A 25,716-nucleotide genomic window follows, 5' to 3' on the forward strand; every position below is an offset into this window, starting at 1 on the left:
TTACCCCTCCTTAATTTCTGGATAAAGAGTCTTTCTTGATTGAACTTTTAATTTCCTGCATGATGACAAAACTAGTGTAAATTCGTCAACATTAGCTAGACTTTGTGAAGCTTCCCATGACACGTTTAAATAATTGCCACCAGCTAGCTTCTTCTACATCTTTTTCAGCAACAATCTTACTTTCTGCAATGACCTTGTCTTCTTTAACTAATTGAAGAGAACCTAATTCGTCTCCTTTTTTCACAGGAGCCTGTATATCCTCTTTTAATACAATCTCTTGCTTTACATCATCAACCTTTTCACCTTTTTTCGTTAAAACTGAAATTGGTTCTGATGTCATGAGGTTTACTTCTTTTTCACTACCTTTACTCACCTTTGTCTTTGTTAATACTTCATCCTTTTTAAATAGAGGGTGAGTTTGATATTGACTAAAAGCATAATCTAACATTTTCGTGACCTGTGCATTTCGATCCTTCGGAGATTCTGCACCAAACACAACTGCAATAACACGCATATTATCTTTTTTAGCCGTAGCAGTTAAACAATATTTTGCTTCATTCGTAAATCCAGTTTTCACTCCGTCTACACCAGGGTAAAATTTAACTAATCGATTTGTATTCACTAGCCAGAATTTTTCCTCTGTACCTTCTCTTAAGTAATCTTCATATTTACCTGTGAAGTTTGTAATTTCTTCATACTTTAATAATTCTTTTGCCATTAATGCCATATCATGGGCAGAGCTATAGTGATCTGACTCTGGTAGCCCTGTCGGATTTTTGAATTGAGTATTTTTTAACCCCAATTCCTCAACCTTTTTATTCATCATGTTGACAAACTCTTCAGCAGATCCTGCGATTTTTTCAGCCATAGCAACAGATGCATCATTACCAGATCCAATTGCAATTCCTTTGAGCATTTCCTCAACTGTCATCTCTTCGCCAGGCTCTAAAAATATCTGCGATCCGCCCATTGAAGCAGCATATTCACTTGTTCTAACTTTTTCATCCCACTTGATTTGATTTTTATCTAGTGCCTCCATAATAAGCAGCATTGTCATTATCTTTGTCATACTTGCTGGAGGAAGCTTTTCATCACTATTTTTATCGTACAAGATCGTACCTGTATCTCGTTCAATTAAAACAGCAGACTTTGCTTTATCTGCAAGCTCAACAGTTTTTGTATCTTCTTTGGCTAAAGCCATTGGTGTAACAGAGACAAGCATTGCTATAAGTGTTAAACACGAAATTATTCGTTTCATTTCATAAGCCCTCCATTCTTTATACATCCCATTTTTTCCAGAAGGAGGGAAAATATACTATGCTTGGAAAGATTTTTATATATTTCGTTTTAATAAATTGTAAGAAGTAGATTTACCATGACCAATTTGAGGTAATTTCATTGAGGTTAATATTTTATAAGTTGTGGAGGGTGAGGTAATTTGTAGAAAATCTCTAGTTTGTTTATTCGTTATAGTAGTACCGAATAATAATTTATAATCATTAAGTGCATCTAAATGGGCAGTTTTAGAGGAAAAGGAGCATACACTACAATACCATGTCCCTCTTTTTCTTTGTAATGGATAACAATCACACTTTGTGCAAAACACTCCTTTACATATTTCATTTGGATCTAGTTCAAACATATGAATAACATCATATTCAGAGTGTGTATGATCCTTCAGCAAACTCTTGGCTAATTTACGTAGATCCTTCATCGTAAAAATTGGAGCTTTATACTTTTGTTTATAATACTCAACCTTAGTTATAAGCTCACTACTTCTCATAATGGTATCTAAGTATTTCCTACAATTATTTTGATTTTGTAATAGTGCTGAATTGTTCGTCATAACTACATGTGCTTCAATTGGTATATTTGCGATTTTATTTTTTTTCAAATATCTTATTAATTGGTATTTTTGATGATTAACTTGAAGGACAGGGTCAGGAAATACTTCTTCAACATCATTGATTTGTCTAATTAGCTGATGAAACGTTTCATCAAATGTAATTTTCCCAGAAATGTTTTTAACTTCTAAAATCAAAATAAAGTACTGAGATAAAATTAGTATATCTATTTGGAAGTAATTTCTGTTGTCTAGTGTTAATCGTAAATCGTGTAATATCATATATTCTTCTTCAGGAAGAAAACTCAAATAATATAAAAGAGATTTTTCACCTTTATATCCTGCTATATTTTTAGCTAATTCTTTCTCAATTTCTTTCATCTTCACATGGGTTGGGAATAGACGTTTCTTTAGTACTTCAAGCTTTTGTATCTTTATCGGTTCCTCTAGTGGTTTTATGATCAAGTATTTTCTCTCCTCTATTATTTAGTCTAGATAGTTTTCTCCCATATTTAGTGCTATTCCTTTTTTGGCACTTTGTAAAGCTAACTGTAAAACTTTAATGTAAAGAGCGTAAAATGAGTTTCTTCTAAGTATAATTTTTAATTATGTGGTGTTATCCAAGTTAAGATAGCTTCGAAATATCTATTTTACATTTCTTTAATATATCTTTAGTTTGCACATCGATGTTCATGATTTTCTGCAGTCATTAAATGCATTATATCGATCATCAAACACAATTTCTCGGCTATCCTCCTGCACTTGTCGATTATCTTTTCACTTTTGCACGCCAACCATATTTTTCTCGACCACCCTCCTTCACTTGTCGATCATCTTTGCACTTTTGCACGCCAACCGCTTTTTCCCGACCACCACCTCTCAACTTAAGCCGTTACAAGATGCTAGTCATGTCCACGTCCAACCAAACTAGATTTCAACCTTTCTAGATCGGCCGTCCCTTTTGCACAAGCCCTCACACATAAAACATCTAAAAAAACCACAGTCCAAAGACTGTGGTTTTTTCAAGCTATACATTATTCAACTGTAGCGTAAATTAATGTAGGTTCTTCTACTTCACTATTCTTAATAAAAATACTACTATATAGCTTGTTCTTTACGTTTTCTATATCTTCCTGGTTACTATGAATTGTAACTAATGACTCACCTTTATTTACTTTATCACCAATTTTTTTATTTAAAACTAATCCGACAGCTAAATCAATGACTGAATCTTTTGTTGCACGACCTGCTCCTAATAGCATGGCAGCTGTTCCAACAGAGTCCGCAATAATTTCTGATACATAGCCATCTTCTTTTGCTTCTAGTTCAAATTGATATTTTGCTTGAGGAAGGGTTTCAGGATGATCAACAACTGAGCCATCTCCACCTTGTGCCTCAAGAAAAACTTTCAATGTTTGCAGTGCTTGACCATTTTTTATAACATCCTCTAACATTGAGCGTGCTTCTTCAAGTGAAGCTGCTTTTTCAGCTAAAAGAACCATATAGCTTCCTAATACTAGACAAAGCTCTTCTAAATCTTTTGGCCCTTTGCCACTTAATGTATCAATTGCTTCTTTTACCTCAAGAGCATTACCAATGGCATATCCTAATGGTTGACTCATATCTGAGATAACAGCCATTGTTCTTCGACCAACAAGATTACCGATATCTACCATGGCTTTAGCTAGTTTCTTTGATTCGTCTAAATCCTTCATAAAGGCACCAGCACCTGTTTTTACATCTAAAACGATTGCATCTGCACCTGCAGCTATCTTTTTACTCATAATTGAACTTGCGATAAGCGGAATGCTGTTTACAGTCGCTGTAACATCTCTTAATCCATATAAGCTTTTATCTGCTGGGGTAAGGTTTCCACTTTGTCCTATTACAGCAATCTTATTTTTATTAACAAGTTCGATAAATTGCTTATTTTCTATTTCAACATGAAAGCCTGGAACAGCTTCTAATTTATCGATTGTTCCACCTGTATGTCCCAAACCACGGCCTGACATTTTCGCAACTGGTACACCAACTGCAGCTACTAATGGACCCAGCACAAGAGTCGTTGTATCACCTACACCACCAGTGCTATGTTTATCAACCTTTATACCTTCAATTTCACTTAAGTCAATTGTATCTCCAGAATGAACCATAGCCATTGTCAATTCAGCGCGCTCTTGATCAGCCATTCCTTGAAAATAAATGGCCATTGTTAAAGCACTCATTTGATAATCTGGAATATCACCTTTTGTATATCCATCAACAATAAAATGAATCTCTTCTTTTGTTAATTCATGACCGTCTCTTTTTTTCTCTATTAAATCAACCATTCTCATCGTGTATCTCACCTTTTTTCTTTATTTTGACGAATGTAAGTTCTCAACAATATTTTTAACTAAATTCAAGAAGTTTGTTTTTACCTTTTCAGTTGTTTCGATTACTTCATCATGTGACAATGGTTGGTCTAGAATTCCTGCAGCCATATTTGAGATACAAGAAATCCCTAATACTCCTAAACCAGCATGCTTGGCAACAATAACTTCAGGAACTGTTGACATACCTACCGCATCTCCGCCCATTACTCGAAGCATACGTATTTCAGACGGTGTTTCATATGATGGACCTGTGTTACCAACATAAACACCTTCTTGAAGCTTTATATTCAACTTTGATGCAACATCCTTCGCTAATTGTCTAAACTTTTTATCGTAGCTTTCAGACATATCAGGAAAACGGACGCCAATTTCTGAATCATTAGGACCAATTAACGGATTAGTTCCCATATTATTTATATGATCAGTAATTAACATTAAATCGCCAGCTTCAAATGACTCGTTAATTCCACCTGCAGCATTTGTTACAATCAATGTTTCAACACCAATTTCTTTCATAACACGAACAGGCGCTGTTACTTTATCCATGCTATATCCTTCATAAAAATGAAAACGCCCTTGCATAGCAACAACTTGTGCTCCTTTTAATGTTCCAAAAACAAGCTGACCTGCATGACCCTCAACTGTTGAAACAGGAAAATTAGGTATTTCACTATATGGTATTTTCACAGGATTTTCAATTTCTTCAGCTAAAACTCCAAGACCTGATCCTAGTATTAAACCGATCTTTGGAATTTCTTGATATTTTTCTTTTAGATAATGAGCTGCTTCTTTAATTTTTTCGTAATTCATTATGTAATCCTCCTATTTTAAATCAGATAAAAAGCTTTTTCCGTTAGCTGGCATTTTCACATTAAAATTATCGGCAATCGTTGCCCCTACATCAGCAAAAGTATTTCTAATGTCTAGCTCACTTCCTGCACCTAATCGTGGGCTATAAACTAGGAGCGGAACATATTCTCTTGTGTGATCTGTTCCATGGTGTATCGGATCATTACCATGATCAGCTGTAATAATTAATAAATCTTGTTCAGTTAATGTTTCAAGAACCTGTGTTAATCTAACATCATATTCTTCTAAAGCTTTTCCATATCCAGCAGGATCTCGTCGATGACCAAATAACGCATCAAAATCTACTAGATTAAGAAAACTCATACCAGTGAAATCCATTGTGATGGTTTCATTTAATTTATCCATACCATCCATATTAGAGACTGTTCGTAAAGATTTTGTAATTCCTTCACCGTCAAAAATATCTGATATTTTACCAATTGAAATAACATCATAGCCACTGTCTTGCAGCTCGTTCATAACTGTTCGTTCAAAAGGCTTTAATGCATAATCATGACGATTAGATGTTCTAGTAAAGTTTCCAGCTGTACCTAGGAATGGTCGTGCAATAACACGCCCAACCATATACTTTTCATCTAAGGTCATTTCACGAGCGATTTCACAAATTTTATATAGCTCCTCTATTGGAACAATTTCTTCATGTGCTGCAATTTGCAAAACAGAATCTGCTGATGTATAGACGATTAAAGCACCTGTATTCAAGTGTTCTTCTCCTAGTTCGTCTAGTATTTCTGTTCCTGAAGCTGGTTTGTTTCCAATCACTTTACGACCTGTCTTTTCTTCTAGAGCGTTAATTAATTCCGGTGGAAAGCCATCTGGAAATACTCGAAACGGCTGTTCAATATGCAACCCCATAATCTCCCAATGTCCCGTCATTGTATCTTTTCCATTTGAAGCTTCTTGCATTTTTGTATAGTATGCTAACGGTTTTTCTTGAACCGGTATTCCTTTAATTTCATTTATATTACTTAAACCTAGTTTAGCCATATTAGGCATTTTAAGACCACCCATATGATCTGCTATATGACCTAACGTATTTGAACCAATATCATTGAATTTGTCAGCATCAGGTGCTTCACCAATACCAACTGAATCAAGAACAACTAGAAACACACGTTTATATGTATAATTTGACATTAATATCCTCCTTTTTTATTACCTTCACTTAATGTTCCATAAAGTATTATATTCCATTCGAAACATCAAACTTGTCGGAAGTCTGACAACTACTTCCTACCTCCATTATAAACCCCTTTCAAGCTCATTTACAACTTTAAATAAAACTATTTATACTAATGTCTTGATCACGCTAAAAAAGCATCTCCACAATTTTGTGTGATGCTTTTAGGCTCTTGGATGAAACTGATTATACACATCTTTCAATCTAGCTTTTGTCACATGTGTATAGATTTGTGTTGTTGATATGTCTGCATGTCCTAGCATTTCTTGTACCGCTCTTAAGTCTGCACCATTTTCAAGTAAATGAGTAGCAAAGGAATGCCTTAAAGTATGTGGTGTTAATTCATTTTGTATATTCGCTTCTATAGCGACTTGCTTTAAGTTCTTCCAAAAACCCTGCCTTGAGATCCGTTTACCATGGTGATTAACAAATAATGCTTCTGTTGGCTCTTTGCTATTAAGCAGCTTCGGTCTAGCTTTTTCTATATAATTCATTAACGCTTCTGCTGCAGTCTTTCCTATAGGTACAATTCGCTCTTTATTTCCTTTACCATAACAACGAATGAATCCCATTGTTAAGTGAGCATCTGTTAAATTTAAGTCAATCATTTCACTTACTCTAATGCCTGTTGCATATAACAGCTCAAGCATTGCTTTATCTCGGTATCCAAATGGTGTTGTAAGCTTTGGAGTTTCTAATAATTTCTCTACCTCTTGTAAAGATAGGATTTTTGGAAGACTTCTCTCCAATTGTGGCGATTCAATTAATACTGAAGGATCCTGGTCAGCTTGTTTTTCTCTTAATAAAAACTGGTGAAGACTTCGTATTGAGGCTGTATGTCTTGCTAATGTTTTACTTGATTTTCCAGACTCTTTAAGAAACTTTAAAAATTGAATAATATGAAAACGTGTGACATCATTAAAAGAAACAATTTGTTGCTTTTCAACTAAATGCTTTTGATAGCTTTTCAAATCACGTTCATAAGAGATAATTGTATTATTTGATAGACCTCTTTCTACGATTAAGTAGTGTATAAAATCTTTAATTTGATCTTTCAAGTTTTTCTACTCCCCATTGTCAATAAAAAAAATAAACCTGTTTAACCAGCTATCATCTTCATTATTGACCATATTGGTTACCTTTAAAGCAGCACCTTCTGGTTGGTCATAACGATGAATTTCTTGGTACTCTAAGTTCACCCAAATGATAGCATAATAGAATAAAATCGTAAATCCAGTGAATAAAATAAACACCTTCATCATATCTCTAAATGTTCTAAACCATCTAATCATTAAGTAACCTCCAAAATCAAGTTATATCATATATTGGATAAAGGGATGATTATTAGAAGATATGCCAAAAAGGACAAACTTTATACATGGTTTTTAATGAATTTTCGTATTTATTTCTACAGGGGAACCTAGATTGTCAAATAGCCCAAAAGCAAAAAGCCTAACCTTTATAAGCTAGACTTCGTTTTATCCGTTATCATCATTATTTGATTCATCTTCAACCTTATCTTGACATTTCGTACATATACCATGAAATGTTAGACGGTGATCTTTAATTTTAAATTTAAAGTCTCTTTCGACGATCTCTTCTACATCTTCAAGTAGATCATCCTCTATTTCAGCGACAGATCCACATTCGATACATACTAGATGATGATGAAAATGAGCTGCTCCTTCTTTACGAAGATCGTATCTAGAAACCCCATCTCCAAAATTTATCTTATCAACAACTTTTAATTCAGTTAAAAGTTCTAGCGTTCTATAAACTGTTGCAAGTCCAATTTCAGGTGCTTTTTCCTTGACAAGAAGATAAACATCTTCTGCACTTAAATGGTCTTCCTCATTTTCCAATAGCACTCGAACAGTTGCTTCACGCTGTGGTGTTAACTTATAGCTAGCAGAATGCAACTGCTTCTTAATCCGATCAATGCGGTTTTCCATAACTACTTTTCCTCCCTCGCCGCGTTCCCAAAACTATTATATATCAAATAAGAGGAAAGTGTCCAACTAAAATGATTATAATCTAATAAAGATAAAGGTTATTATTTAATAATTATTATTATTTACTAACAAACTCAACAACATTTTTCATTAAGAAAGGTGATGCATATGCCTCAAACCCAGAAGCAACAATAGCAAGAACACCAATAAATAAAAATACTGAAGCATATCTCATAAATAATGAGAAAGGAGCTTCCATATTATTGGTTTTCTTCACAAACAGCTGCCTAATTATTTTTAGTGTAAACGATATTGCAACAGCTGACATTAATATAAATGCTGGTATAAGTAAGATATTTTGTGGCAGAACAGTAACAAAAGATAATAAAAACCCTTTGAGTCCTAATTGGTTAACTAAAAAACCTACCGTAAATCCTACTACCATACCTTTAATAAATAACATAACTAATATTACGGGTAATCCTATGATCGAAATTCCTAATATCCACATAAGTCCTAAATATTTCAAATTATGAAAGAAGCTCTGTTGAAACATATCTGCTGAGCTTGCTACCTTTCCTTCGGCTACTTGTCCAAAAAATCTGTTTAAATAGTAATATAAATCCTCTTTCTGACTCAAATTCATACTATTTACAATTATGGCTCCAAAAATAACCCCCATTAAAAATAACACAAATACAAATAAATATATGGACGAATGCTCCTTAAGGTGCTGCTTCATCATTGCACTTAATGGCAGTTGTTTACGCATAATCATTTCCTCCCGTCATTCACTTACTAGAGTATATGAGAGGACTAGCATTCTATGACTCAAAATTGGTTTTCTTTTCTAGTTACCCTAGTTTATACTAATTAAAAATGTAAGGGTGTGATTTGATGAATCCTATATTACTAGATTTCCCTTCAGAGTTTACAACTAAACGACTTTTCCTTAGAGCTCCACAATATGGAGATGGTATAGCAGTGAATGCTGCTATTTGTGCATCAATTAAAGAATTAAAACCATGGATGCCATTTGCGCAACAACTTCCAAAGGTGGAGGAAACTGAAAGTAATATTCGAGAAGCGATGGCAAAGTTTATATTAAGAGAAGATTTGCGTTTCCTTATTTTCGACCGTTTCACAGATGAGTTTATTGGTAGTACCGGTTTACATCGGATAAAATGGAATGTCCCTACTTGTGAAATTGGATATTGGATTGATTCAAGATTTAGTGGAAAAGGATATATAACTGAAGCTGTTGAAGGCTTAATCCATTTCGCAGTTAATGAACTAAAAACAAAACGAATTGAAATTAGATGTGATACTAATAATGATAGAAGTAAAAAAATCCCCGAGAAGCTTGATTTCACACTAGAAGGGACATTTCGCCAAAATAATTTGTCAGCAGATGGTGAGTATGTGCGAGATACATATGTTTTCGCTAAGGTGTTTTCGTGATCTTATTCCTTGATACTTAAAAAATGATCATTCAAAGGAGAATTACAACAAGTAATTCTCCTCATCTAAACTCCAGTAACCTTTCCATATGTTCCTCCACCACCTGATGATACTTGAAGTTTTCCTTCTCTTGCTGCAATGATAAATTCTACAAGCTTGTTTGGTACAACTTTTTGAAGCTCTTCTTTTGGAACGTGATGTAGGATATTCATTTCAGTACCAAACAGGTCCTTTAATTTATCTAATGTCTTCGGTCCAACACCAGGTATAAATTGTAATGGCACTTGATGTATATATGGAGGACGATTTTTATTATTTTCACGATTACCGGCTAACTCCTGTATTCGCTTTGAAACACCTTTAGTAAATCGAATACTTCCGCAATGGCTACATTCTACTTCATTTAACTCTGGCTTTAAGCCGCATTTTTCACAAGTAGTTTCATAATATTTACCTAAGTAAGGATTTAACCCGTAATTCGCTTGAACAGCTCTGCCCTCTTTAGAATGCAAAGCTTTTTGTAACTCGAGGAAGCTTGGCTCCTTTAAAAGTAGCTTTTGGTATTCACGAGCAATTTTCGGTAATGAATGTGCATCTGAATTTGTTAAAAAAGTAAACTGATGTAATTCTTCTATTTTGTCAGCCATTAATGTATCTGAGCTTAACCCTAATTCAACAGCATCAATTAATGAAGGAGAAAATATTTCTGTTAATGAAACACTCACTCCACTGCCATATAAGCTTTTGTGAGGTGTGAAAATATGCGCAGGTATAAATAGCCCGCCTAATTCTTTTGCATATTTCTGAAGATTTTCTCCTGTTTCATATATTCTCTGTGAGCTAAGTGTAATATTCTTAAGTCTTGATGAAATCCATATAGAAAATTGCTTCATTTTTTCTAGTGTTGGCATAAAAACTAAAACATGTACAGGTCCTTTACAGGTATTATCATAAAGTTCAAGCTCACTGCCGAGAATTAATGTTGTATTTTGAAACCTAATACCTCCATCATCTAATTCATAACACTCACCTTCCTCAATAAGCTTAGTTAATGTTAGCAATACCTCTGGAACATGACAATCGATTATCCCGATGATATCAATTCCTTTATGGTCACTTGCTTCAACTAATATATTTTCAAGTGTTAATGAACGTGACGCTGTTATTTTCACTGGTTTTCCAGACTTTGTTTGTCCGATATGAATATGTAAATCAGCAAAATAGCTATTCATCTCTTGAATAGAACACCCTCCTTTAAATAGCTTTTACTATCTTTGTTCTCTTTTTTGCAAAAGCTGTAAGTATTGAACTGCATAAGCTGTTTTTGCATCAAAAATTTGTTGAGTGACGATCATTTCCTGCGCTTCTTCTAGCGTGATTTCCAGTACTTCTACAAATTCATCTTCATCTAACTCTGCTTTATTTGTTAGTTTTTCCAAATTCTTTGCAATAAATAAATGGACAAGTTCATCAGCAAAACCAGGTGATGTGTAAAAAGAGATTAATGGCTCTAATTCTTCACATGTATACCCTGTTTCCTCCTCCAGCTCTCTTTTAGCCGTTGTTATTGGTTCTTCCCCTTTTTCAAGCTTTCCTGCTGGTATTTCAACAATTGTTCGTCCAAGTGGCTTACGATATTGCTCGACCATCACAATTTTATGATCATTAGTAAGCGCTAATACCGCTACTGCACCTGGGTGTTTGACAATTTCTCTTGTACTTGTTTTCCCATTTGGCAATTCGACTTCTTCTACATATAAATCAATAACTCTTCCTTTAAAAATCTCTTTCGAAGATATTGTTGTTTCTTTTAAGTTTTCCACATGATCCACTCCTGTTCTACATACTTTTTGATCTTCATATATTCTATCATACCTTACTGGAAGGGAATGGATATGAAAGTGAAAATCTATCGAAACGATAAAGGCATCGTCTTAATAGGAAAACCCCATGAAATTCAAGCTAAATTAAAGGAGTATGTTAAATTATACGAAACATTAGATCAACTGATTCAAAGTAAGAATACGAGAAAAGGGAGAGTTCTTCTTTCTCCAACCTACAAGCTTAGTGATTGATTCTTATCATTTGATTTTCCCATCGCTTTATACTACCCTCAACATAAAGACTCTAGAGGAGTGATAAGCTTTGCGAAAAAGACAGCTTGGGAATTCAGATTTATATGTAAGTGAAATTGGATTAGGCTGCATGTCACTAGGAGATAATGAACAGCACGCTCTCTCTTTAATTGACAAAGCAATTGATGTAGGAATTAATTATCTAGATACAGCTGATTTATATGATTTCGGAAAAAATGAAGAATTAGTTGGAAAAGCAATTAGAAATCATCGACATGATATCGTATTGGCAACAAAAGCAGGTAATCGCTGGAAAGAAGATAAATCTGGCTGGACTTGGGACCCTTCAAAAAAATACATAAAAAAAGCTGTTAAGCATAGCTTAAAGCGCCTACAAACAGATTATATTGATTTGTATCAACTCCATGGTGGAACAATTGAAGATAATATCGATGAAACAATCGAAGCCTTTGAGGAATTAAAACAAGAAGGACTTATCCGTTACTATGGTATTTCATCTATTCGCCCAAATGTGATTAAAGATTATCTAAATAAATCAAACATTGTATCCATTATGATGCAATATAGCCTGCTAGATCGACGTCCTGAAGAGCTGTTTCACCTTATAAATGAGCATAATGTAAGTGTAATAGCTCGCGGCCCACTTGCAAAAGGGCTTTTAACAGAAAAACCTTTGTCCTCTAAATTACAAACTGAAAACTATCTTTCCTACTCAAAGGATGAGCTAAAAACACTACTTAGTGAACTTGAAGCAATAGATTCTCCACTAACAATGACAGAGCTTGCCCTTCAATATTGTCTTTATGAAGAAACGGTTGGTGCTGTTATTCCTGGAGCTAGTAAACTTCAACAATTACTTGAAAATGCAGCTGCTGGAGATGCCAGTCCCTTAAATGCTGACACTTATCATAAGCTCCAGCAAATTGCTAAACAAGATAAGTATGAGCAACACCGATAGATAGTAACTACAATATTCAAATAGAAGAGCTTAGTAGAATTTTCACTTCTCTAAGCTCTATTTTAACGCATTTTCACTTATACTCTTTCCATGATAACGAGCTTTCGTTTAATAATTCTTCAAAGCTTTTGTTTTTTTCTTTCTGTTTTCGCTCTTCTATTTTTTTCTTCTCAAGCTCAGCCTCTTTTTCTTCTTGCTCCTTTGTTAAACCTTTTTTCACTGCTTTTAATTGCTCTAATAAATCGCTATTTAAATGATCTGAAACAGATACGTTTTTATCATCTTTTTGCTTTTTCGATTTTCTCATCTTTGCTACCCCTCTTTTCTAAACTTTTCTTAAAATTATAGGTATAACATTGTATAAATATCAAGCATTAGACATTGATCTTCTAAAATTTCAACCATGAATAAATACAAGAATACTGCCAAAAGGATAAATGTATCTTATTGAAACGACATCTTAAACACCCTGTATATTTTATTACCATTACTGACATTTTATATGGTAGGAAGGAGTGATTAATCATGGCAAAACAACAGAGTCAAAAAGGGAAACCTAATGCTGATACATCTAAAAAGATGATGGCTGCTGAAGAGATGGAAAAGGCTATTCATCCTACTAAGAGACAAAATTCTGAGCAATAACCCAAAAGGAACCATTCTGTTGGTTCCTTTTTTAGTAGATAAGATAGTATATAATGTTTTAATGCCAAACTCCAGGTACATTGACTCTAGCGGAAAAATAACACCCATTCATATCACGTTTACTACCTAATTTATGATATTATTCGTATAGATGAACGAATCAATAAGGTAAGGAGTTAATTTTCATGAAAAAACTTGTAATTGGTCTACTCATCTTTTTTTCTTATGTTTTTATCATCGGATTTTTCTTTACGAATAAAATGATGTATATCAAGAAGAAAACAGATAAAGAACTAATTGATCGTGATACAAATTTCGGACTATTTAATCAACGTGAGTATGAAGAATTAGAAAAGCGACATTTTTCAATTCCATCCAAATTCGGTTATAACATTAAAGGATCACTTATTGCTCCCTATCAACACAATCGGTATATGATTATATGTCATGGAGTGACTGTTAACAGACTTAATTCTGTTAAATACATGAATCTTTTTTTACAAAAAGGTTGGAATGTTGTGATTTATGATCATCGAAGACATGGAGAAAGCGGTGGTAAAACAACTAGCTATGGTCATTACGAAAAGTTTGATCTGCAATCTGTTGTTCATTGGCTAAAAACAGAAGTTGACGACTCCATTTTATTAGGTATTCATGGTGAATCAATGGGTGCTGTTACAACTTTGCTTTATGCAGGTATGGTTGAGGATGGTGCTGATTTTTATATAGCTGACTGCCCCTTTTCTGAGCTAGAGGCTCAGCTTCTATTTCGCCTAAAAGTTGAATTTAAGATCCCTAGTGTGTTTATTATGCCCATTGCGAAGCCTTTTGTGAAACTTCGTGATCGTTACACTATTCAAGAGGTATCTCCATTGAACGCTGTACAAAATATTACAAATCCTGTTCTTTTTATTCATAGTAAAGACGATGATTATATACCTGCTGAAATGTCCAAACAGCTATATCAACAAAAAAAGGGAGCTAAAAAGCTCTTCATTGCAGAAAACGGATCTCATGCTATGTCATACACCACCAACCGCGAGGAATATTCTAATGTTGTGGATGAATTTCTTAAAGAAATTGGTTTGTAGAATTTAACCGGTACTATTCCGCCCTTAGTATCGTGCCTTTGTATCTTACATAACAAATACCTTAACTGAAAGGAGAAACAGTCCAGTGTAAATTTAATCCCACCTTACCTAGCTAAACAAATAAATCATTAATTATTTAGGGCGGGATTTTTATGTTTAAAAAGTCATTTCATTTTTTATGGATCGGTCAAGCATGTGCAAATAGTGGTGATGTTTTCTACATTATTGGAATTATTAGCTTAATATACCAACTCACTGGCTCAGCTTTTTATACTGCTTTACTACCTTTTACAATTACATTGGCACGATTTTTTGGGAGTTTCGTTGCTCCTTGGGTATTGGATCGGATGTTATTAAAGCATGTGTTAGTAGGTTCACAAGGTGTAAAGACCTTATTGCTTATGATTACAACTTTTCTTTTTATTTCAGACTATATAACAGCTACCACAGTCATATTCATTTTTCCACTTGTCAGTTTTATCGCCTTTTTAGATGGATGGGCTGTACCAGCACGGCAAGCTCTTATTGTTAAAATACTTGATCGAAAACAACTTTTAAAAGGTAATAGCTTTCTTTCAGTTGTTGATCAAACCATTAACCTAGGATGTTGGCCTTTAGGAGCCATCATCACATCATTAGTAGGCGGGCAAGGATTACTTCTTGTGACAGGTATTTTATTTTCAATTTCCACTTTTCTTATGTTGTTTATTATGGATAACAAAAGGAACTCTTCTTCATCAACACAAAGTAAGAGTGGATCCTTTCTTGATGGTTGGAGGATGATTTGGAGCTCACCTTCTATCAGAACTATAGCAATGATCGATGTCTTAGAGTCTTTAGCAAGTGTCGTTTGGATTGCTGCTATTTTATACATCTATGTTGAGGAAATTCTTCAGAAGCCTGAAGCTTGGTGGGGGTATATTAATTCAACATTTTTTGCAGGCTTGTTAGTAGGTGGCTTTATTACTTTAAAATGTCAGCGTTTGTTTGCAACCCATGTACACAAAACAATGCTTATAAGCTCTATTCTTATTTCTTTACTTACCATTCTATTTGGCTTTACTTCAATCGGATCGGTCGCACTCATCCTTTCTGCTGCTGTTGGTATGTTCAGTCAATTTAAATTAATACTTTCAACAACAATTTACCAAACGGTAGCAACAGAACATGTGCTTGCAAAAGTATTTTCAGCTCGTGATGCTATTCTGACAGGGTCCTTTGCAGTAGGAACTCTTCTTTTCGGAATCATGGCAGACTTTTTTCATGTGACATTACTTTTTATAATCTCTGCTGCTTTTATTTTCGTTTCTTCAATCATCATTTTACTAAGTAAACGTTTTTTATCGATCCACAATTTGATGGGAAAATAGGCAGATAAAAGGGCTGACTTCTTCATAAGTCAGCCCCTTTTTATCTTAAGGATTGTTTTGTGCTTTTTTCCGTAAACAGATGTAAAAATCACTAATAAGTCTAGGGCATTTTTCTTGTTAGAAAAGTACTTATCACGTTTTAACGTTTAATTATGTCGATTAGTAACTATCATTTGAAAAGAACTATCCTAACACATCTGAAATATGCTCCATATGTTCTTCCATCCACTTTATCGCCTCATCTATAGTAGGGAATTCCTGTGCTTCAAAGGACATTTCATCCTGAAGCAACCAAACGTCCTTTGTATCTTCATGAACACCTCCAATAGACCAATGGAGGAGACTATATGGATGGTTATCATTTAAAAATGACACCCACGTTTTATTTAGTGCAACATTTTTTATTGAGTTTAATCGATCCTTCACTTATCTTTCCCTCACTTTACAAGCAAGCTCATGCGTGGATTTAGAATTTGTGAAGGGCTTTTTAACATATAACAGTTTGCTGTTTTATTATATGAAACAGTAAGCTCTTCATCTAGAAACACCATTTTTGTTTTCTCCACAAATAATGGCACAGAATTTGTTTCAATTTTCACATCATCATCATCTAACTTCTCTACTAACCACAAAGCTGTAACTCCGCTCATAACACATCCACAGCCTTCTGTATCATATTTCATTTTCAAATAACGCCCTTCATTTCTTTCAATAACAGGTGTTAGGTGATCAATTGCTTCCTTTGTCATTGTTATCTTCATGATAAATCTCCTTCACAGTTGTTCTAATAATAGTTTATCATACAGATTTCTATCCTGCATGATTCTGCTACGATAGCATCATTGATTTCCTTCTTGTTTTGGTTTGTCTACATGTTATTTCTAGAGGGGTAGATTAATATGTACGGAGATAAGGGTCTAATGTAAATTAAAGATACTGAAGTAGAATTGTTGTTAATGGCCATTCAGCAGATCTGAATAATGTAGTGTTACGTTACTGCAATAGAAATAGTAGAGGATTATTTTAAGTTTGAAGGATGAGGTTTTACTCACCCTTATTGTTATAATTACTTTCTCTTGACATCAATTACATCTGTCAGTGGTAACTGTAAGCGCGTGTTTGTTTGTTCATCCACAATCCGAAGTGTTTGCTGTATCGGATCCATATAGTGAACATAACCTGAACATGTATGAAAAAGGTGGTTTTTATAATACGTAAAAATAAGTGCTACATGTTCTTCCATCGCATGGAAAATCATCTCATTAAATTGCTCCAACTGTTGTTCATCAAGTTCAGGCTTTTCTTGATACATATCTGTCTCAGACCAGGCTCTTAATAATTTAACATGCTCTGGTAGCATCATTGATGTCCATTTAATATTTCCTCTATCGCGTATCAACTATGTCACCACCTAAATAAACCATTGTATTAGTTAAACAGCAGGATAGCCTAATTCACTCAATGTTTCGGCAATCATTTTATATCCTAAGTTATTAGGATGAATACGATCTCTTGATAAAAGCTCATCTTGCCTGCCTTGAAAAGCAGAATATAGATCAGCTACTAAAATGGTTTTACCATTATGAAAGCTATTTAAATGCTGATTAAATAGTTTTACCCATTTATCAGCAAGTTGAATTTGTGGTAGTGGATTATAGAGGTTAAGTAAATAAACACGATACGGGATACCACATTGCTGTTTTAACCTGTGAATTGTCCCCATAATTCTTACCATATTACTGTGACAATCCTTCACAGATTGAACAAGCTCAGCTGTTTCTCCAGATTCAATAAAGTCCTTACTTGCTTGAATCAAATCATTTCCTCCAGCTGAAATTGTAATAATATTCGCACGCTCAATTTTACTATGCAGCGCTTGACTCTCGACAATGTCTAATACTCCATCTGTTTCAATCCCAGATCTCGCGTAAATGCTAGTACACACATTTACATGTTTTTCTTTCTCTATTAACCTCACATATTGGCCTACAAATCCTGGTGCTAGAAATGATGCACCAACTCCAACCGTTAAAGAATCTCCCAAAGCTACATATGTGATAAATGATTGGTGATCTACTTCCACATAACACCCTCCCAAAAAATAAATAAAGTATAACTTATCCGGATTCTCACAGATACCTTGTTGTATGCGATAGCTTTTTAGAGTGCTTGTGTATCAAAAGGATAAGATCTTTATACTTTATTCTTAAATAGAAGTGTTGTGCTTTTCCTTAATAAAATGGTCAGTAAAATGCGGGTAGCTACTTGTCATGCTTTATGACCACCTACTAGTTTTGCACGGTGCTTCGCTGTCCCAGCTGTTGTGTATGACACCGCACGAAGAAGAGCATCTGATCCATATTTATGTCGAATCGAATCCATCACATATCCTAGTGTCCGCTCCTTCGTTCGATTTGGTCGAAATAAATCAAGCTGCATATCACAATCTTCTTCAATATTTGATAGCGCAATCGAAATCTTCCTTACTGTTTTATTGGCATAAAATTTTTCAAATAGTTGTAAACAAGCTTCATAAATGTCCATTGTAATGTTTGTTGGCTGTTCAATTGTTACAGAGCGATGAAAACCACCCCCAAATTCATCACGGCTATAACCAATCCCAAGGCTAATTGTGCGCCCCACCTTTTTATGTTGTCTTGCTCTTCGGGCAACTTCTTCACTTATCTCTAAAATGACATGCTTTACTTCCTCTGGATCTGGATAGTCACGAAGTAAGATCTGACTTTTGCCAAAGCTGATTTGCCCCTGCATAATCGGCGCACCAATCTCAGATAAATCTACTCCCCACGCGTGATAATAAAGCTGATTTCCCATTACTCCAAATTTCTTTTCAAGCAGTTCAAGTGGATAATTAGCAAGTTGACCAACATTGAAGATCCCCATTCGATTCAAGGTTTTTTGAACTTTTGAGCCTATTCCCCACATTTCACTAAGTGGCTCAAGCTTCCAAAGCTTTCTTTCCACATCATCATATGTCCATTCTGCAATACCAGTTTTTTTTGCTTCTGTATCTAAACAAATCTTGGCTAAAAGCATATTTGGACCAATACCAATTGCACTTGGAAGTTGAAATTCTCTCTCCATATCATCACGAATTTTTTCAGCAATCGTTCGTGCATCACCCCAAATATGCTCTACCCCATCCACTTCAATAAAGCTTTCATCAACGCTATACGTATGAATGGCCTCTTTTGGTACATAGCGATGAAATAGCTTTGTTAGCTCAGTAGAAATGCGAATATACATTGCCATCTTTGGATTTACAATTGTAATGCGAGGGTCATTAGGAACTTCAAAAAACCTCGAACCTGTTTTAATGCCAAATTCCTTTTTTAATCGTGGAGAAGCCGCTAACACAATACTGCCTTGCCGCTCTGTATCACCAACAACAGCCAAATAGCATGTTAATGGATCCAACCCAAGTAAAACCGCAGCACAGCTTGCATAAAAGCTCTTTATATCGATACAAAGAATTTTTCTTTTTGGCAATTGATCGTAATTTTCAATCATAGCCAATTCCTCCAAAATAGAATATATGTTCGTATTTAAGTATATACTTTATCTTAAGGGAATATACGTTCGATTTCAATGGTAGTTTTCACCAAGATTAAGACATGGATAGAGCGACATATAAGAAATGAAGGGTTCCTTACGACACCTTTAGGATAAATAAGTTATAATTCTTGCTTCATAAATAAAGGCTGTTTTCGCAAACTTTGTTGCTTTTAAATACACGAGAAATCAGCACAGTAGTAAGTCTAGTGGCATCTTTTCTTTATAAAATGGTAGCCTTTTATGCGAAAATACACTATTTCCACTGTATATTTTGGTTACATAGCAACAATCTTTCAGAAAAGAGCCTAAATAAAAGAAAAGTCTGATACTATCAAATAGTGAGGTGTATGATGGAAGAAAAGTTTCTATTAAAAATGCTAAGGAAAAGTTTTTTACAATATGGAAGAGACTTGAATGAAAATCCTCTTTCCAAAGAAGATACTGAAGGTTTATTAAAACAACTAAGAAAGTCAAAAACAGAAGATACAGAATGGTATGAAATCATTGAGGATATCGTATATAGTTATTTAACGAATTAAATAGAGGATAAAAATGACAAAATTCAATTTCTACTTTACAACTTGATTACTTGCTACTTTAGCGTATAATCAATAATAATCAATCACGAAATTCCTCATGGTAGCTTACACCATAAACAAAATATTTTTAAAAAATTGTCTAGAGAAATCAGCTCCTAATTTTAATCCAACTATTCAAGAAAACAGCTTGTTAAACATTCAACATAGATAGAAATCACTTAATTTTCCTAGGGGTGTCAAAATGGAGAGATTTTTTACCAAAGCAGAGCAATGGCAACAAGACAATATCCTTTTACGCGTAACTTACTCTAAAGCAAGAGTTGGCACAATCACTTTCTCCGGACGTGTGCTTCAAATATCACCTGATCATAAACAGCTCTTATTTTATAATGATGATACGAAATCTGTCTTAAATCTAGAACTAAATGCAATAGATGACGTTCTACCTTTTGAAAATTAATAAGTCCCTTACTGTTGGGGGAAACTGCATTATTACAAGGCTCTATTCCATCAAAAAAGATGCGACTAAACTATACTCATCACTGCTTTCTTCCAAGAAGTAAAAGCAACGAAATTTACGGAAAATAGCCTCAAGTAGATAACACAAGTAAACGCAGTCCTTAGATGAAACTGCGTTTTACTATATAAAGACCTATTCACAAACAATAACCTCTCTAGTAAATGTGCCCTTTTTTGCCACACAACGATCTCTTATGTTAAAACCAGCCTCTCGAAGGGGAGAATCAATAGGTTCAATTGTGATCACGACAACTTTCTTTGCGATCCTTCTTGCACTTAATAGCATATCAAGCTTTTCTTCAAAAGGAAGTACTGAACAGAGATTATAGGGCATATCAATAATCGCTACATCATAGGTATCTTTTATTTGCCTTATCTCTCTCAAAATCACTTCTCCTTCAAAGCCAAAAAATGCAATATTCTCTCTTGCTCCAGTTGTAACAAGCGGATTACGATCACTGCCAACAATATTAATATTCATTGAAAGTGCTTCAATTAAAACCGTACCTATCCCACAACAAGGATCAATCGCAGTTACCCCATCAATAGAAGGAATAGCTATATTAACCACAGCTCTTGCAACACGCGTACTTAGAGCAGTTGAATAGTTTTGTGGTTTATTTTGATGATATAACCAAACAGAATCACTTTTAGAATACTCTCCAAACATCCACTCCCCATCAACTTCCATTATGGCAAACTGGATCTGTGGAGCAAGTAAATCAACATTTCCTTTTAGTTGTAAACCAACCTTTCTTTCAATAAAGCGCCTTTCTTTAAAACCGAGTTTATTGGAATGATTTTCAAGACAAAGCACCTTAAATGTTTCTTCACCTATCTCTAGGCCTTCCACATGATGTATTAGTCCATCTAAGCTATCAGATTTATAAAGCACTTCAATTCTTTCTTTAATAAACGGACTTCGAGTTGGATTAATTCGTTTTGTACTCTTCAAATATGATTTTTGAGAATCATATCCAAAGAGAGAACGCATTTCTAACTGACAAAGTGACTTTTCATCTTCATGAAAAGCGTAGGTGTATATGTAATACAAGGGATCATTTAATATAGACAAGCTTTTTCCACCTTTTTTTGCTAAATCGTTTTATCTCTATCGTCTTGTTCAAGCCATTCAGGTTTTAGTATACTCATTTCCCAAAGACTCCAATAGCCTTGACCAACTTTCCGACAGTCTCTTAATAAACCTTCCTTTTTAAAGCCAGCTTTTTCATAGCAAGCAATCGCAGAAGCATTAAAGTCAAACACTCCTAAACTTACACGATGAAGATGGAGGTCATTGAATGCAATCTTCAATAGTTCAACAATCATTAAATAGCCGATTCCTTTTCCTCTTACACTTTCATCGCCAACTAATACTTTACCAATTCTAGCTGAGTTATTTTCTCTATCAATAGTAGATAAAGATATATGTCCAATAACATTACCAGTGTCTTTTAAGATCACACAATAAATAAGGCAATCAGAGTTATCTGTGTTAGAATTTTCCATATAATCCTCTAGTTGCTTTAAATCTAAAGGAAAGTGAAAAGCAGGTCCTCCCCATTGTATGAGAAACTCGGGTGTTTTAACCCAATTTATAAGCTGGTCCATATGAGAACGATCAAAATATCGCAATTCAATCATATACATACTCCTTTAGTAACTTAAAATAGTAACTTTATATTACTACTGAACAAAAGAAAGGACAATTTTGATGATATTGATTCTTTAATCTACCCCTTATGAGTCATGTTTCCTAAGTGCATAACCCTATTATAAATTTAAAAAGGCTGTTTTCATAAACTTTGTTGCTTTTAGGAAATTGGAGGAAACAGCACTGTATATTGTCTAGTGGCATCTTTTCTTCTTAGAAATCGTACTTCGATAAAACACTGTTGTTAACAGATAATAAAATCATTTAGCAACAATCTTTCAGAAAAGAGCCTTTAAAAACAACAAAAAACACCATGCAAAAAAAGCATCGTGTTATGGCGTAAAAGTTATTTCTTATAAAAAGCTCTTCCAGCTATTCGTTCAAATAATCTTGGCATAACTTGGTATAACGTACTCCCAGCGTTCATCCAACCAGGTAAATTAATTTCCCGTTTAGGTGTTAACATCGAAGCAACTATTATTCGTGCTACCTTATTAGGATCAAGCATCCAGCGTTCAACATTTTTGACATAATCACCTTTTTCATCAGCAATGTTGAAAAAATTAGTTTTAATAGGTCCTGGATTAACAGAAGTTACATAAATGTTACTAGGCTTAACTTCAAAACGAAGACTGTTTGTAAATCCTAATACAGCATGCTTACTAGCTGAATAAAGACTTGATTTTGGTGTGGCAATTTTACCAGCCTGTGAAGCAATATTGATTATATGACCTTTTTTCCTTTTAATCATCTGAGGTAACACCATTTTAGTACTAGCAATTAAACCATATACATTAACCTCAAACATACTCTTCATTTCATCAAAAGTTGAATCAAGTACATCGTTAAAAATACCAAAACCTGCATTATTAACAAGAATATCAATTTGTCCAACTTCTGATTCAATTTTTGAAAAGACCGATTGAATAGACTCCAGCTTCTGAACGTCTAGAGGATAGTAGTAACACGAAACACCATAATCTTTAGAAATTCGATCAGCAAGTGTAGCTAATAATTCTTCTCTTCTCGCAAGTAAAATCACATGTGCCCCTTGTTTCGCACACTCTATAGCAATTTTCTCACCTATTCCACCAGAAGCACCTGTTATTGCAACATAACATCCTTGTATTCGCGTATTCATATTTTCCACCTCTATTTATGTAACAAAATACATATGTTGATTCTTTGATATATCCACTCTAATTTGACCGATTTCTTGTAAATAGTCAAGTTGACCGACTGTTTCTGACATCGTAAGCATTAGCTGTTTATGATAAATAGTTGGAAATAAAACTTTGCTAACCTCAAAAGCAGTTAAAGGTTTTTCAGCAATGAATTTACGAACTTGTTCAGCTCTTTCAGCCTGTTTCTTTAATCTGTAAGTAATTAAATCGTTCACTTCTACAATATTTTCACCATGACCAGAATAAACAAGAGAGATTGGCAACTCTAGCAATTTAGCGAGAGATTCATTTAACTGAAGCTGTGGTTTAGGTCGATCATTCACACCTTCGATCATTGAAGGCTCTAGTAACGGGTTTGGTGAAATATGTTTAAGTAACAAATCACCACCTATTAACACTCTTGATTTTTCATCGTATAATACGATATGACTTTGAGCATGACCAGGCGTTTCTAGTACACGCCAGTTATCCAGACCATCAATCTTATCTCCTTCTTTAAGAACACCTGTTAACTCTCTGTGACAGGAATAAACTAACATATCATTTAATCTTTTCACATATGGCATAAACCTCTGATCAACACCAAACTCAACTAAAATTCGTTCGAAAAATTGAGCTTGCTTACTCATAAATTGTTGATCCTGTACTAACCATGGACTATTAAAGACGTGACCATAAACAGGAATATCTTTACTAAAAAAGTCCAGCATTCCAACATGATCAGGATGGTGATGTGTAATAATAATCTGTTCAATATCCTCAGGCTTATAGCCAACTTCATTTAATTGTTGTAAAAACGAATGCCAGGCTTCTTCTGTTTTTGGACCAGCATCAACAAGTGTTAAACGTTCACCCTTAATCAAATAAACATTCACATCTCCAACTGGGAATGGTGTTGGCAATTCGAATTTGTAAACTTGTTCAGAATCTGTAATTGGCATCATACTCTCCGCCCCATTTATTATTTTTAAATAAAGCTATCTTTAATCATTTTTTCGTAAAATTAATGTTATATAGCTATTGTAACTTGTTAAAACACTAGTGTCATTATATTCAAATAATTCAACTATCATTCTCCTAACAGTACTCATGAGCATAACTCGATAAAAGCTTGACAAAGTACTAATTCAACAGTCATAATGAATAAAAATTCAGAACATTGTATGTTTAAGTGAAATCAATATGATCAATGTGTTGACTAGGAATAGTAAATAGAATAGCAGCAGCAGAGAGTGAGACTCACGGCTGAAAGGTCCCATTGCAAGTTAATCTATTGAACCTGCCCTATGAGCAGTCAGGAAAAAACTGACCGTATATCTGCGATAAAGATGAAAAGTTGGGAATGTTTTTTCCAAATAAGGTGGTACCGCGGAGTCAATTTCGTCCTTTTTAATGGGGATAGAAGTGGCTTTTTTTCTTGTGAAAATTAACATATATTGTGATCGTATAAAATAGCGTTATCCAAAGAGTTCTTAAAATAAGCTATTGATAGAGTTCATAAACAAAAGGAGAATCGATTATGGGTAGTATTGGATTTATTGGCGCTGGTTCTATGGCAGAAGCAATGGTGGCAGGATTATTAAAAGGAAAAGTATACAAACCAGAGGAAGTCACGGTTGCCAACCGCTCGAATTCCGCTCGCCTTGAGCAGTTATCTAAAATGTATGGAATAAAAACAACACATGATAAAGAAAGACTGGTAAAAGAATCATCCATCATCGTTTTGGCAATGAAACCAAAAGATATACAAGCAGGTATTGATGGAATTCAAGAGTTAATAGAAAATCAATTAATCGTTTCTGTATTAGCAGGAATCTCATTTGAAACAATAACGAATATTCTTGGGAAACAAACTGCAATCGTACGTGCCATGCCTAACACATCAGCAGCAATCGGAAAATCAGCAACAGCTATAGCTGCTAGTAAAGATGTAACGAACGAGCAAATTGAAACTTGCAAATCGTTATTTGAGGCAATTGGTATATGTAAGCTTGTAGAAGAAAATCAACTTGATGCAGTGACAGGCCTTTCCGGTAGTGGTCCAGCTTACATTTATTATCTAGTAGAAGCGATGGAAAAGGCGGCTATTGAGGTAGGATTGGAATCAGCAGTTGCAAGAGATTTAATTGTACAAACTCTTCTTGGAGCTTCTGAAATGATTGCAATATCAGAAAAGCATCCCTCACAGCTTAGAAAAGAAGTCACAAGCCCTAACGGAACAACTGAAGCAGGCATAACAATTCTCAAGGAAAGAGGATTTGAAGACTCACTTGTTTCCTGTATTAAGCGAGCAACTGAACGTGCTACAGAATTAAAAGAAATGTTTGAAGATGAACTTATTACAATAGAAAAAAGTGACTAATGGAGTGAGTAAATCACTCCATTTTTTTAATAATCAGGTTA

Annotated in this window: 29 protein-coding genes and 1 other annotated feature; of the genes, 8 read left to right on the plus strand and 21 right to left on the minus strand. The window is 34.4% G+C overall.

What is annotated here, in order from left to right; genetic code table 11:
* Positions 1–91: 91 nt before the first annotated feature.
* The 9 genes from JOC75_RS12170 to spoIIM form a co-directional block, all read right to left on the minus strand.
* The gene (locus JOC75_RS12170) at positions 92–1,258 is read right to left on the minus strand and encodes a D-alanyl-D-alanine carboxypeptidase family protein (RefSeq protein WP_204954332.1); all 1,167 of its coding nucleotides are present in this window, start codon (positions 1,256–1,258) and stop codon (positions 92–94) included.
* Between the two features lie 75 nt (positions 1,259–1,333).
* The gene (locus JOC75_RS12175) at positions 1,334–2,308 is read right to left on the minus strand and encodes a nuclease-related domain-containing protein (RefSeq protein ID WP_204954333.1); all 975 of its coding nucleotides are present in this window, start codon (positions 2,306–2,308) and stop codon (positions 1,334–1,336) included.
* Between the two features lie 569 nt (positions 2,309–2,877).
* On the minus strand, positions 2,878–4,179 hold the full coding sequence (locus JOC75_RS12180) for a pyrimidine-nucleoside phosphorylase (RefSeq protein ID WP_204954334.1): 1,302 nt from the start codon (positions 4,177–4,179) through the stop codon (positions 2,878–2,880).
* Positions 4,180–4,200: 21 nt separating this feature from the next.
* Positions 4,201–5,028 (minus strand): purine-nucleoside phosphorylase, encoded by an 828-nt coding sequence (locus JOC75_RS12185; protein WP_204954335.1) that lies wholly within the window; start codon positions 5,026–5,028, stop codon positions 4,201–4,203.
* Positions 5,029–5,040: 12 nt separating this feature from the next.
* Positions 5,041–6,225, minus strand: a complete 1,185-nt coding sequence (deoB, locus tag JOC75_RS12190) for a phosphopentomutase (protein ID WP_204954336.1) — start codon at positions 6,223–6,225, stop codon at positions 5,041–5,043.
* Positions 6,226–6,432: 207 nt separating this feature from the next.
* A complete protein-coding gene (xerD, locus tag JOC75_RS12195; protein WP_204954337.1) occupies positions 6,433–7,326 on the minus strand; it encodes a site-specific tyrosine recombinase XerD in 894 nt (297 codons plus the stop codon).
* A 6-nt stretch (positions 7,327–7,332) separates the two neighbouring features.
* The gene (locus JOC75_RS12200; protein ID WP_146946222.1) at positions 7,333–7,560 is read right to left on the minus strand and encodes a YqzK family protein; all 228 of its coding nucleotides are present in this window, start codon (positions 7,558–7,560) and stop codon (positions 7,333–7,335) included.
* Between the two features lie 186 nt (positions 7,561–7,746).
* Positions 7,747–8,220, minus strand: a complete 474-nt coding sequence (gene fur / locus JOC75_RS12205; protein ID WP_204954338.1) for a ferric iron uptake transcriptional regulator — start codon at positions 8,218–8,220, stop codon at positions 7,747–7,749.
* A gap of 118 nt (positions 8,221–8,338) precedes the next feature.
* Entirely contained in the window at positions 8,339–8,992 is a 654-nt protein-coding gene (gene spoIIM / locus JOC75_RS12210; protein ID WP_204954339.1) for a stage II sporulation protein M, read from the minus strand.
* A 125-nt stretch (positions 8,993–9,117) separates the two neighbouring features.
* Here spoIIM and JOC75_RS12215 point away from each other — a divergent pair, with 125 nt between their 5' ends.
* Positions 9,118–9,681, plus strand: a complete 564-nt coding sequence (locus JOC75_RS12215; RefSeq protein ID WP_204954340.1) for a GNAT family N-acetyltransferase — start codon at positions 9,118–9,120, stop codon at positions 9,679–9,681.
* A gap of 65 nt (positions 9,682–9,746) precedes the next feature.
* On the opposite strand, the gene JOC75_RS12220 is transcribed toward JOC75_RS12215, so the two are convergent.
* Both JOC75_RS12220 and JOC75_RS12225 read right to left on the minus strand, forming a co-directional pair.
* The gene (locus tag JOC75_RS12220) at positions 9,747–10,913 is read right to left on the minus strand and encodes an endonuclease Q family protein (protein WP_204954341.1); all 1,167 of its coding nucleotides are present in this window, start codon (positions 10,911–10,913) and stop codon (positions 9,747–9,749) included.
* A gap of 36 nt (positions 10,914–10,949) precedes the next feature.
* Entirely contained in the window at positions 10,950–11,504 is a 555-nt protein-coding gene (locus tag JOC75_RS12225; RefSeq protein ID WP_204954342.1) for an NUDIX domain-containing protein, read from the minus strand.
* Positions 11,505–11,576: 72 nt separating this feature from the next.
* On the opposite strand from JOC75_RS12225, the gene mciZ reads away from it, so the two are divergent.
* Together mciZ and JOC75_RS12235 are read left to right on the plus strand one after the other, a co-directional pair.
* Positions 11,577–11,756 (plus strand): Z-ring formation inhibitor MciZ, encoded by a 180-nt coding sequence (gene mciZ / locus JOC75_RS24495; RefSeq protein ID WP_239589443.1) that lies wholly within the window; start codon positions 11,577–11,579, stop codon positions 11,754–11,756.
* Between the two features lie 70 nt (positions 11,757–11,826).
* A complete protein-coding gene (locus JOC75_RS12235) occupies positions 11,827–12,735 on the plus strand; it encodes an aldo/keto reductase (protein ID WP_204954343.1) in 909 nt (302 codons plus the stop codon).
* Positions 12,736–12,808: 73 nt separating this feature from the next.
* Here JOC75_RS12235 and JOC75_RS12240 read toward each other — a convergent pair whose 3' ends face one another.
* Complete coding sequence (locus JOC75_RS12240; RefSeq protein ID WP_204954344.1) at positions 12,809–13,042, minus strand: YqkE family protein; 234 nt, start codon at positions 13,040–13,042, stop codon at positions 12,809–12,811.
* A gap of 523 nt (positions 13,043–13,565) precedes the next feature.
* Here JOC75_RS12240 and JOC75_RS12245 point away from each other — a divergent pair.
* Together JOC75_RS12245 and JOC75_RS12250 are read left to right on the plus strand one after the other, a co-directional pair.
* Positions 13,566–14,471: an alpha/beta hydrolase gene (locus tag JOC75_RS12245; protein ID WP_204954345.1), complete on the plus strand. Its 906-nt coding sequence runs from the start codon at positions 13,566–13,568 to the stop codon at positions 14,469–14,471.
* 152 nt (positions 14,472–14,623) lie between these two features.
* A complete protein-coding gene (locus JOC75_RS12250; RefSeq protein WP_204954346.1) occupies positions 14,624–15,841 on the plus strand; it encodes an MFS transporter in 1,218 nt (405 codons plus the stop codon).
* 183 nt (positions 15,842–16,024) lie between these two features.
* On the opposite strand, the gene JOC75_RS12255 is transcribed toward JOC75_RS12250, so the two are convergent.
* From JOC75_RS12255 to JOC75_RS12275, 5 genes are all read right to left on the minus strand, one after another.
* Positions 16,025–16,267, minus strand: a complete 243-nt coding sequence (locus JOC75_RS12255) for a DUF2552 family protein (protein ID WP_204954347.1) — start codon at positions 16,265–16,267, stop codon at positions 16,025–16,027.
* Between the two features lie 11 nt (positions 16,268–16,278).
* Positions 16,279–16,602, minus strand: a complete 324-nt coding sequence (locus tag JOC75_RS12260; protein ID WP_204954348.1) for an iron-sulfur cluster biosynthesis family protein — start codon at positions 16,600–16,602, stop codon at positions 16,279–16,281.
* A gap of 305 nt (positions 16,603–16,907) precedes the next feature.
* Positions 16,908–17,240 (minus strand): YolD-like family protein, encoded by a 333-nt coding sequence (locus JOC75_RS12265; protein WP_204954349.1) that lies wholly within the window; start codon positions 17,238–17,240, stop codon positions 16,908–16,910.
* Between the two features lie 33 nt (positions 17,241–17,273).
* Complete coding sequence (locus JOC75_RS12270; RefSeq protein WP_204954350.1) at positions 17,274–17,924, minus strand: GDSL-type esterase/lipase family protein; 651 nt, start codon at positions 17,922–17,924, stop codon at positions 17,274–17,276.
* A gap of 185 nt (positions 17,925–18,109) precedes the next feature.
* Entirely contained in the window at positions 18,110–19,372 is a 1,263-nt protein-coding gene (locus tag JOC75_RS12275) for a Y-family DNA polymerase (protein WP_204954351.1), read from the minus strand.
* 395 nt (positions 19,373–19,767) lie between these two features.
* Between JOC75_RS12275 and JOC75_RS12280 the strand changes: the two genes are divergently transcribed.
* Positions 19,768–19,956, plus strand: coding sequence for a YqzH family protein (locus JOC75_RS12280; RefSeq protein WP_204954352.1), 189 nt, complete (start codon positions 19,768–19,770; stop codon positions 19,954–19,956).
* Between the two features lie 241 nt (positions 19,957–20,197).
* Entirely contained in the window at positions 20,198–20,416 is a 219-nt protein-coding gene (locus JOC75_RS12285; protein WP_146946236.1) for a hypothetical protein, read from the plus strand.
* A gap of 192 nt (positions 20,417–20,608) precedes the next feature.
* Here the strand turns inward: JOC75_RS12285 and JOC75_RS12290 are convergent, their stop codons facing one another.
* From JOC75_RS12290 to JOC75_RS12305, 4 genes are all read right to left on the minus strand, one after another.
* Complete coding sequence (locus JOC75_RS12290; RefSeq protein ID WP_204954571.1) at positions 20,609–21,469, minus strand: TRM11 family SAM-dependent methyltransferase; 861 nt, start codon at positions 21,467–21,469, stop codon at positions 20,609–20,611.
* Between the two features lie 101 nt (positions 21,470–21,570).
* Positions 21,571–22,119, minus strand: coding sequence for a GNAT family N-acetyltransferase (locus JOC75_RS12295; protein WP_204954353.1), 549 nt, complete (start codon positions 22,117–22,119; stop codon positions 21,571–21,573).
* Positions 22,120–22,475: 356 nt separating this feature from the next.
* On the minus strand, positions 22,476–23,270 hold the full coding sequence (locus tag JOC75_RS12300) for an SDR family NAD(P)-dependent oxidoreductase (RefSeq protein WP_204954354.1): 795 nt from the start codon (positions 23,268–23,270) through the stop codon (positions 22,476–22,478).
* Positions 23,271–23,285: 15 nt separating this feature from the next.
* Positions 23,286–24,257 (minus strand): MBL fold metallo-hydrolase, encoded by a 972-nt coding sequence (locus JOC75_RS12305; protein ID WP_204954355.1) that lies wholly within the window; start codon positions 24,255–24,257, stop codon positions 23,286–23,288.
* A gap of 241 nt (positions 24,258–24,498) precedes the next feature.
* Positions 24,499–24,704: a binding site (T-box leader), on the plus strand.
* Between the two features lie 128 nt (positions 24,705–24,832).
* On the opposite strand from JOC75_RS12305, the gene proC reads away from it, so the two are divergent.
* A complete protein-coding gene (gene proC, locus JOC75_RS12310; protein WP_204954356.1) occupies positions 24,833–25,675 on the plus strand; it encodes a pyrroline-5-carboxylate reductase in 843 nt (280 codons plus the stop codon).
* Positions 25,676–25,716: the final 41 nt, after the last annotated feature.

The sequence above is a fragment of the Metabacillus crassostreae genome (assembly GCF_016908395.1).
GTDB classification, from domain to species: Bacteria; Bacillota; Bacilli; order Bacillales; family Bacillaceae; genus Metabacillus; species Metabacillus crassostreae.

Excerpts from the sequence above, each read along its gene's own strand:
- JOC75_RS12170 (WP_204954332.1), bottom strand. The coding sequence starts at position 1,258 with ATGAAACGAATAATTTCGTGTTTAACACTTATAGCAATGCTTGTCTCT.
- JOC75_RS12180 (WP_204954334.1), bottom strand. The coding sequence starts at position 4,179 with ATGAGAATGGTTGATTTAATAGAGAAAAAAAGAGACGGTCATGAATTA.
- JOC75_RS12185 (WP_204954335.1), bottom strand. The coding sequence starts at position 5,028 with ATGAATTACGAAAAAATTAAAGAAGCAGCTCATTATCTAAAAGAAAAA.
- deoB (WP_204954336.1), bottom strand. The coding sequence starts at position 6,225 with ATGTCAAATTATACATATAAACGTGTGTTTCTAGTTGTTCTTGATTCA.
- JOC75_RS12200 (WP_146946222.1), bottom strand. The coding sequence starts at position 7,560 with ATGATTAGATGGTTTAGAACATTTAGAGATATGATGAAGGTGTTTATT.
- fur (WP_204954338.1), bottom strand. The coding sequence starts at position 8,220 with ATGGAAAACCGCATTGATCGGATTAAGAAGCAGTTGCATTCTGCTAGC.
- spoIIM (WP_204954339.1), bottom strand. The coding sequence starts at position 8,992 with ATGCGTAAACAACTGCCATTAAGTGCAATGATGAAGCAGCACCTTAAG.
- JOC75_RS12215 (WP_204954340.1), top strand. The coding sequence starts at position 9,118 with ATGAATCCTATATTACTAGATTTCCCTTCAGAGTTTACAACTAAACGA.
- JOC75_RS12220 (WP_204954341.1), bottom strand. The coding sequence starts at position 10,913 with ATGAATAGCTATTTTGCTGATTTACATATTCATATCGGACAAACAAAG.
- mciZ (WP_239589443.1), top strand. The coding sequence starts at position 11,577 with ATGAAAGTGAAAATCTATCGAAACGATAAAGGCATCGTCTTAATAGGA.
- JOC75_RS12240 (WP_204954344.1), bottom strand. The coding sequence starts at position 13,042 with ATGAGAAAATCGAAAAAGCAAAAAGATGATAAAAACGTATCTGTTTCA.
- JOC75_RS12245 (WP_204954345.1), top strand. The coding sequence starts at position 13,566 with ATGAAAAAACTTGTAATTGGTCTACTCATCTTTTTTTCTTATGTTTTT.
- JOC75_RS12250 (WP_204954346.1), top strand. The coding sequence starts at position 14,624 with ATGTTTAAAAAGTCATTTCATTTTTTATGGATCGGTCAAGCATGTGCA.
- JOC75_RS12260 (WP_204954348.1), bottom strand. The coding sequence starts at position 16,602 with ATGAAGATAACAATGACAAAGGAAGCAATTGATCACCTAACACCTGTT.
- JOC75_RS12275 (WP_204954351.1), bottom strand. The coding sequence starts at position 19,372 with ATGATTGAAAATTACGATCAATTGCCAAAAAGAAAAATTCTTTGTATC.
- JOC75_RS12280 (WP_204954352.1), top strand. The coding sequence starts at position 19,768 with ATGGAAGAAAAGTTTCTATTAAAAATGCTAAGGAAAAGTTTTTTACAA.
- JOC75_RS12285 (WP_146946236.1), top strand. The coding sequence starts at position 20,198 with ATGGAGAGATTTTTTACCAAAGCAGAGCAATGGCAACAAGACAATATC.
- JOC75_RS12290 (WP_204954571.1), bottom strand. The coding sequence starts at position 21,469 with ATGCGTTCTCTCTTTGGATATGATTCTCAAAAATCATATTTGAAGAGT.
- JOC75_RS12295 (WP_204954353.1), bottom strand. The coding sequence starts at position 22,119 with ATGATTGAATTGCGATATTTTGATCGTTCTCATATGGACCAGCTTATA.
- JOC75_RS12300 (WP_204954354.1), bottom strand. The coding sequence starts at position 23,270 with ATGAATACGCGAATACAAGGATGTTATGTTGCAATAACAGGTGCTTCT.
- JOC75_RS12305 (WP_204954355.1), bottom strand. The coding sequence starts at position 24,257 with ATGATGCCAATTACAGATTCTGAACAAGTTTACAAATTCGAATTGCCA.
- proC (WP_204954356.1), top strand. The coding sequence starts at position 24,833 with ATGGGTAGTATTGGATTTATTGGCGCTGGTTCTATGGCAGAAGCAATG.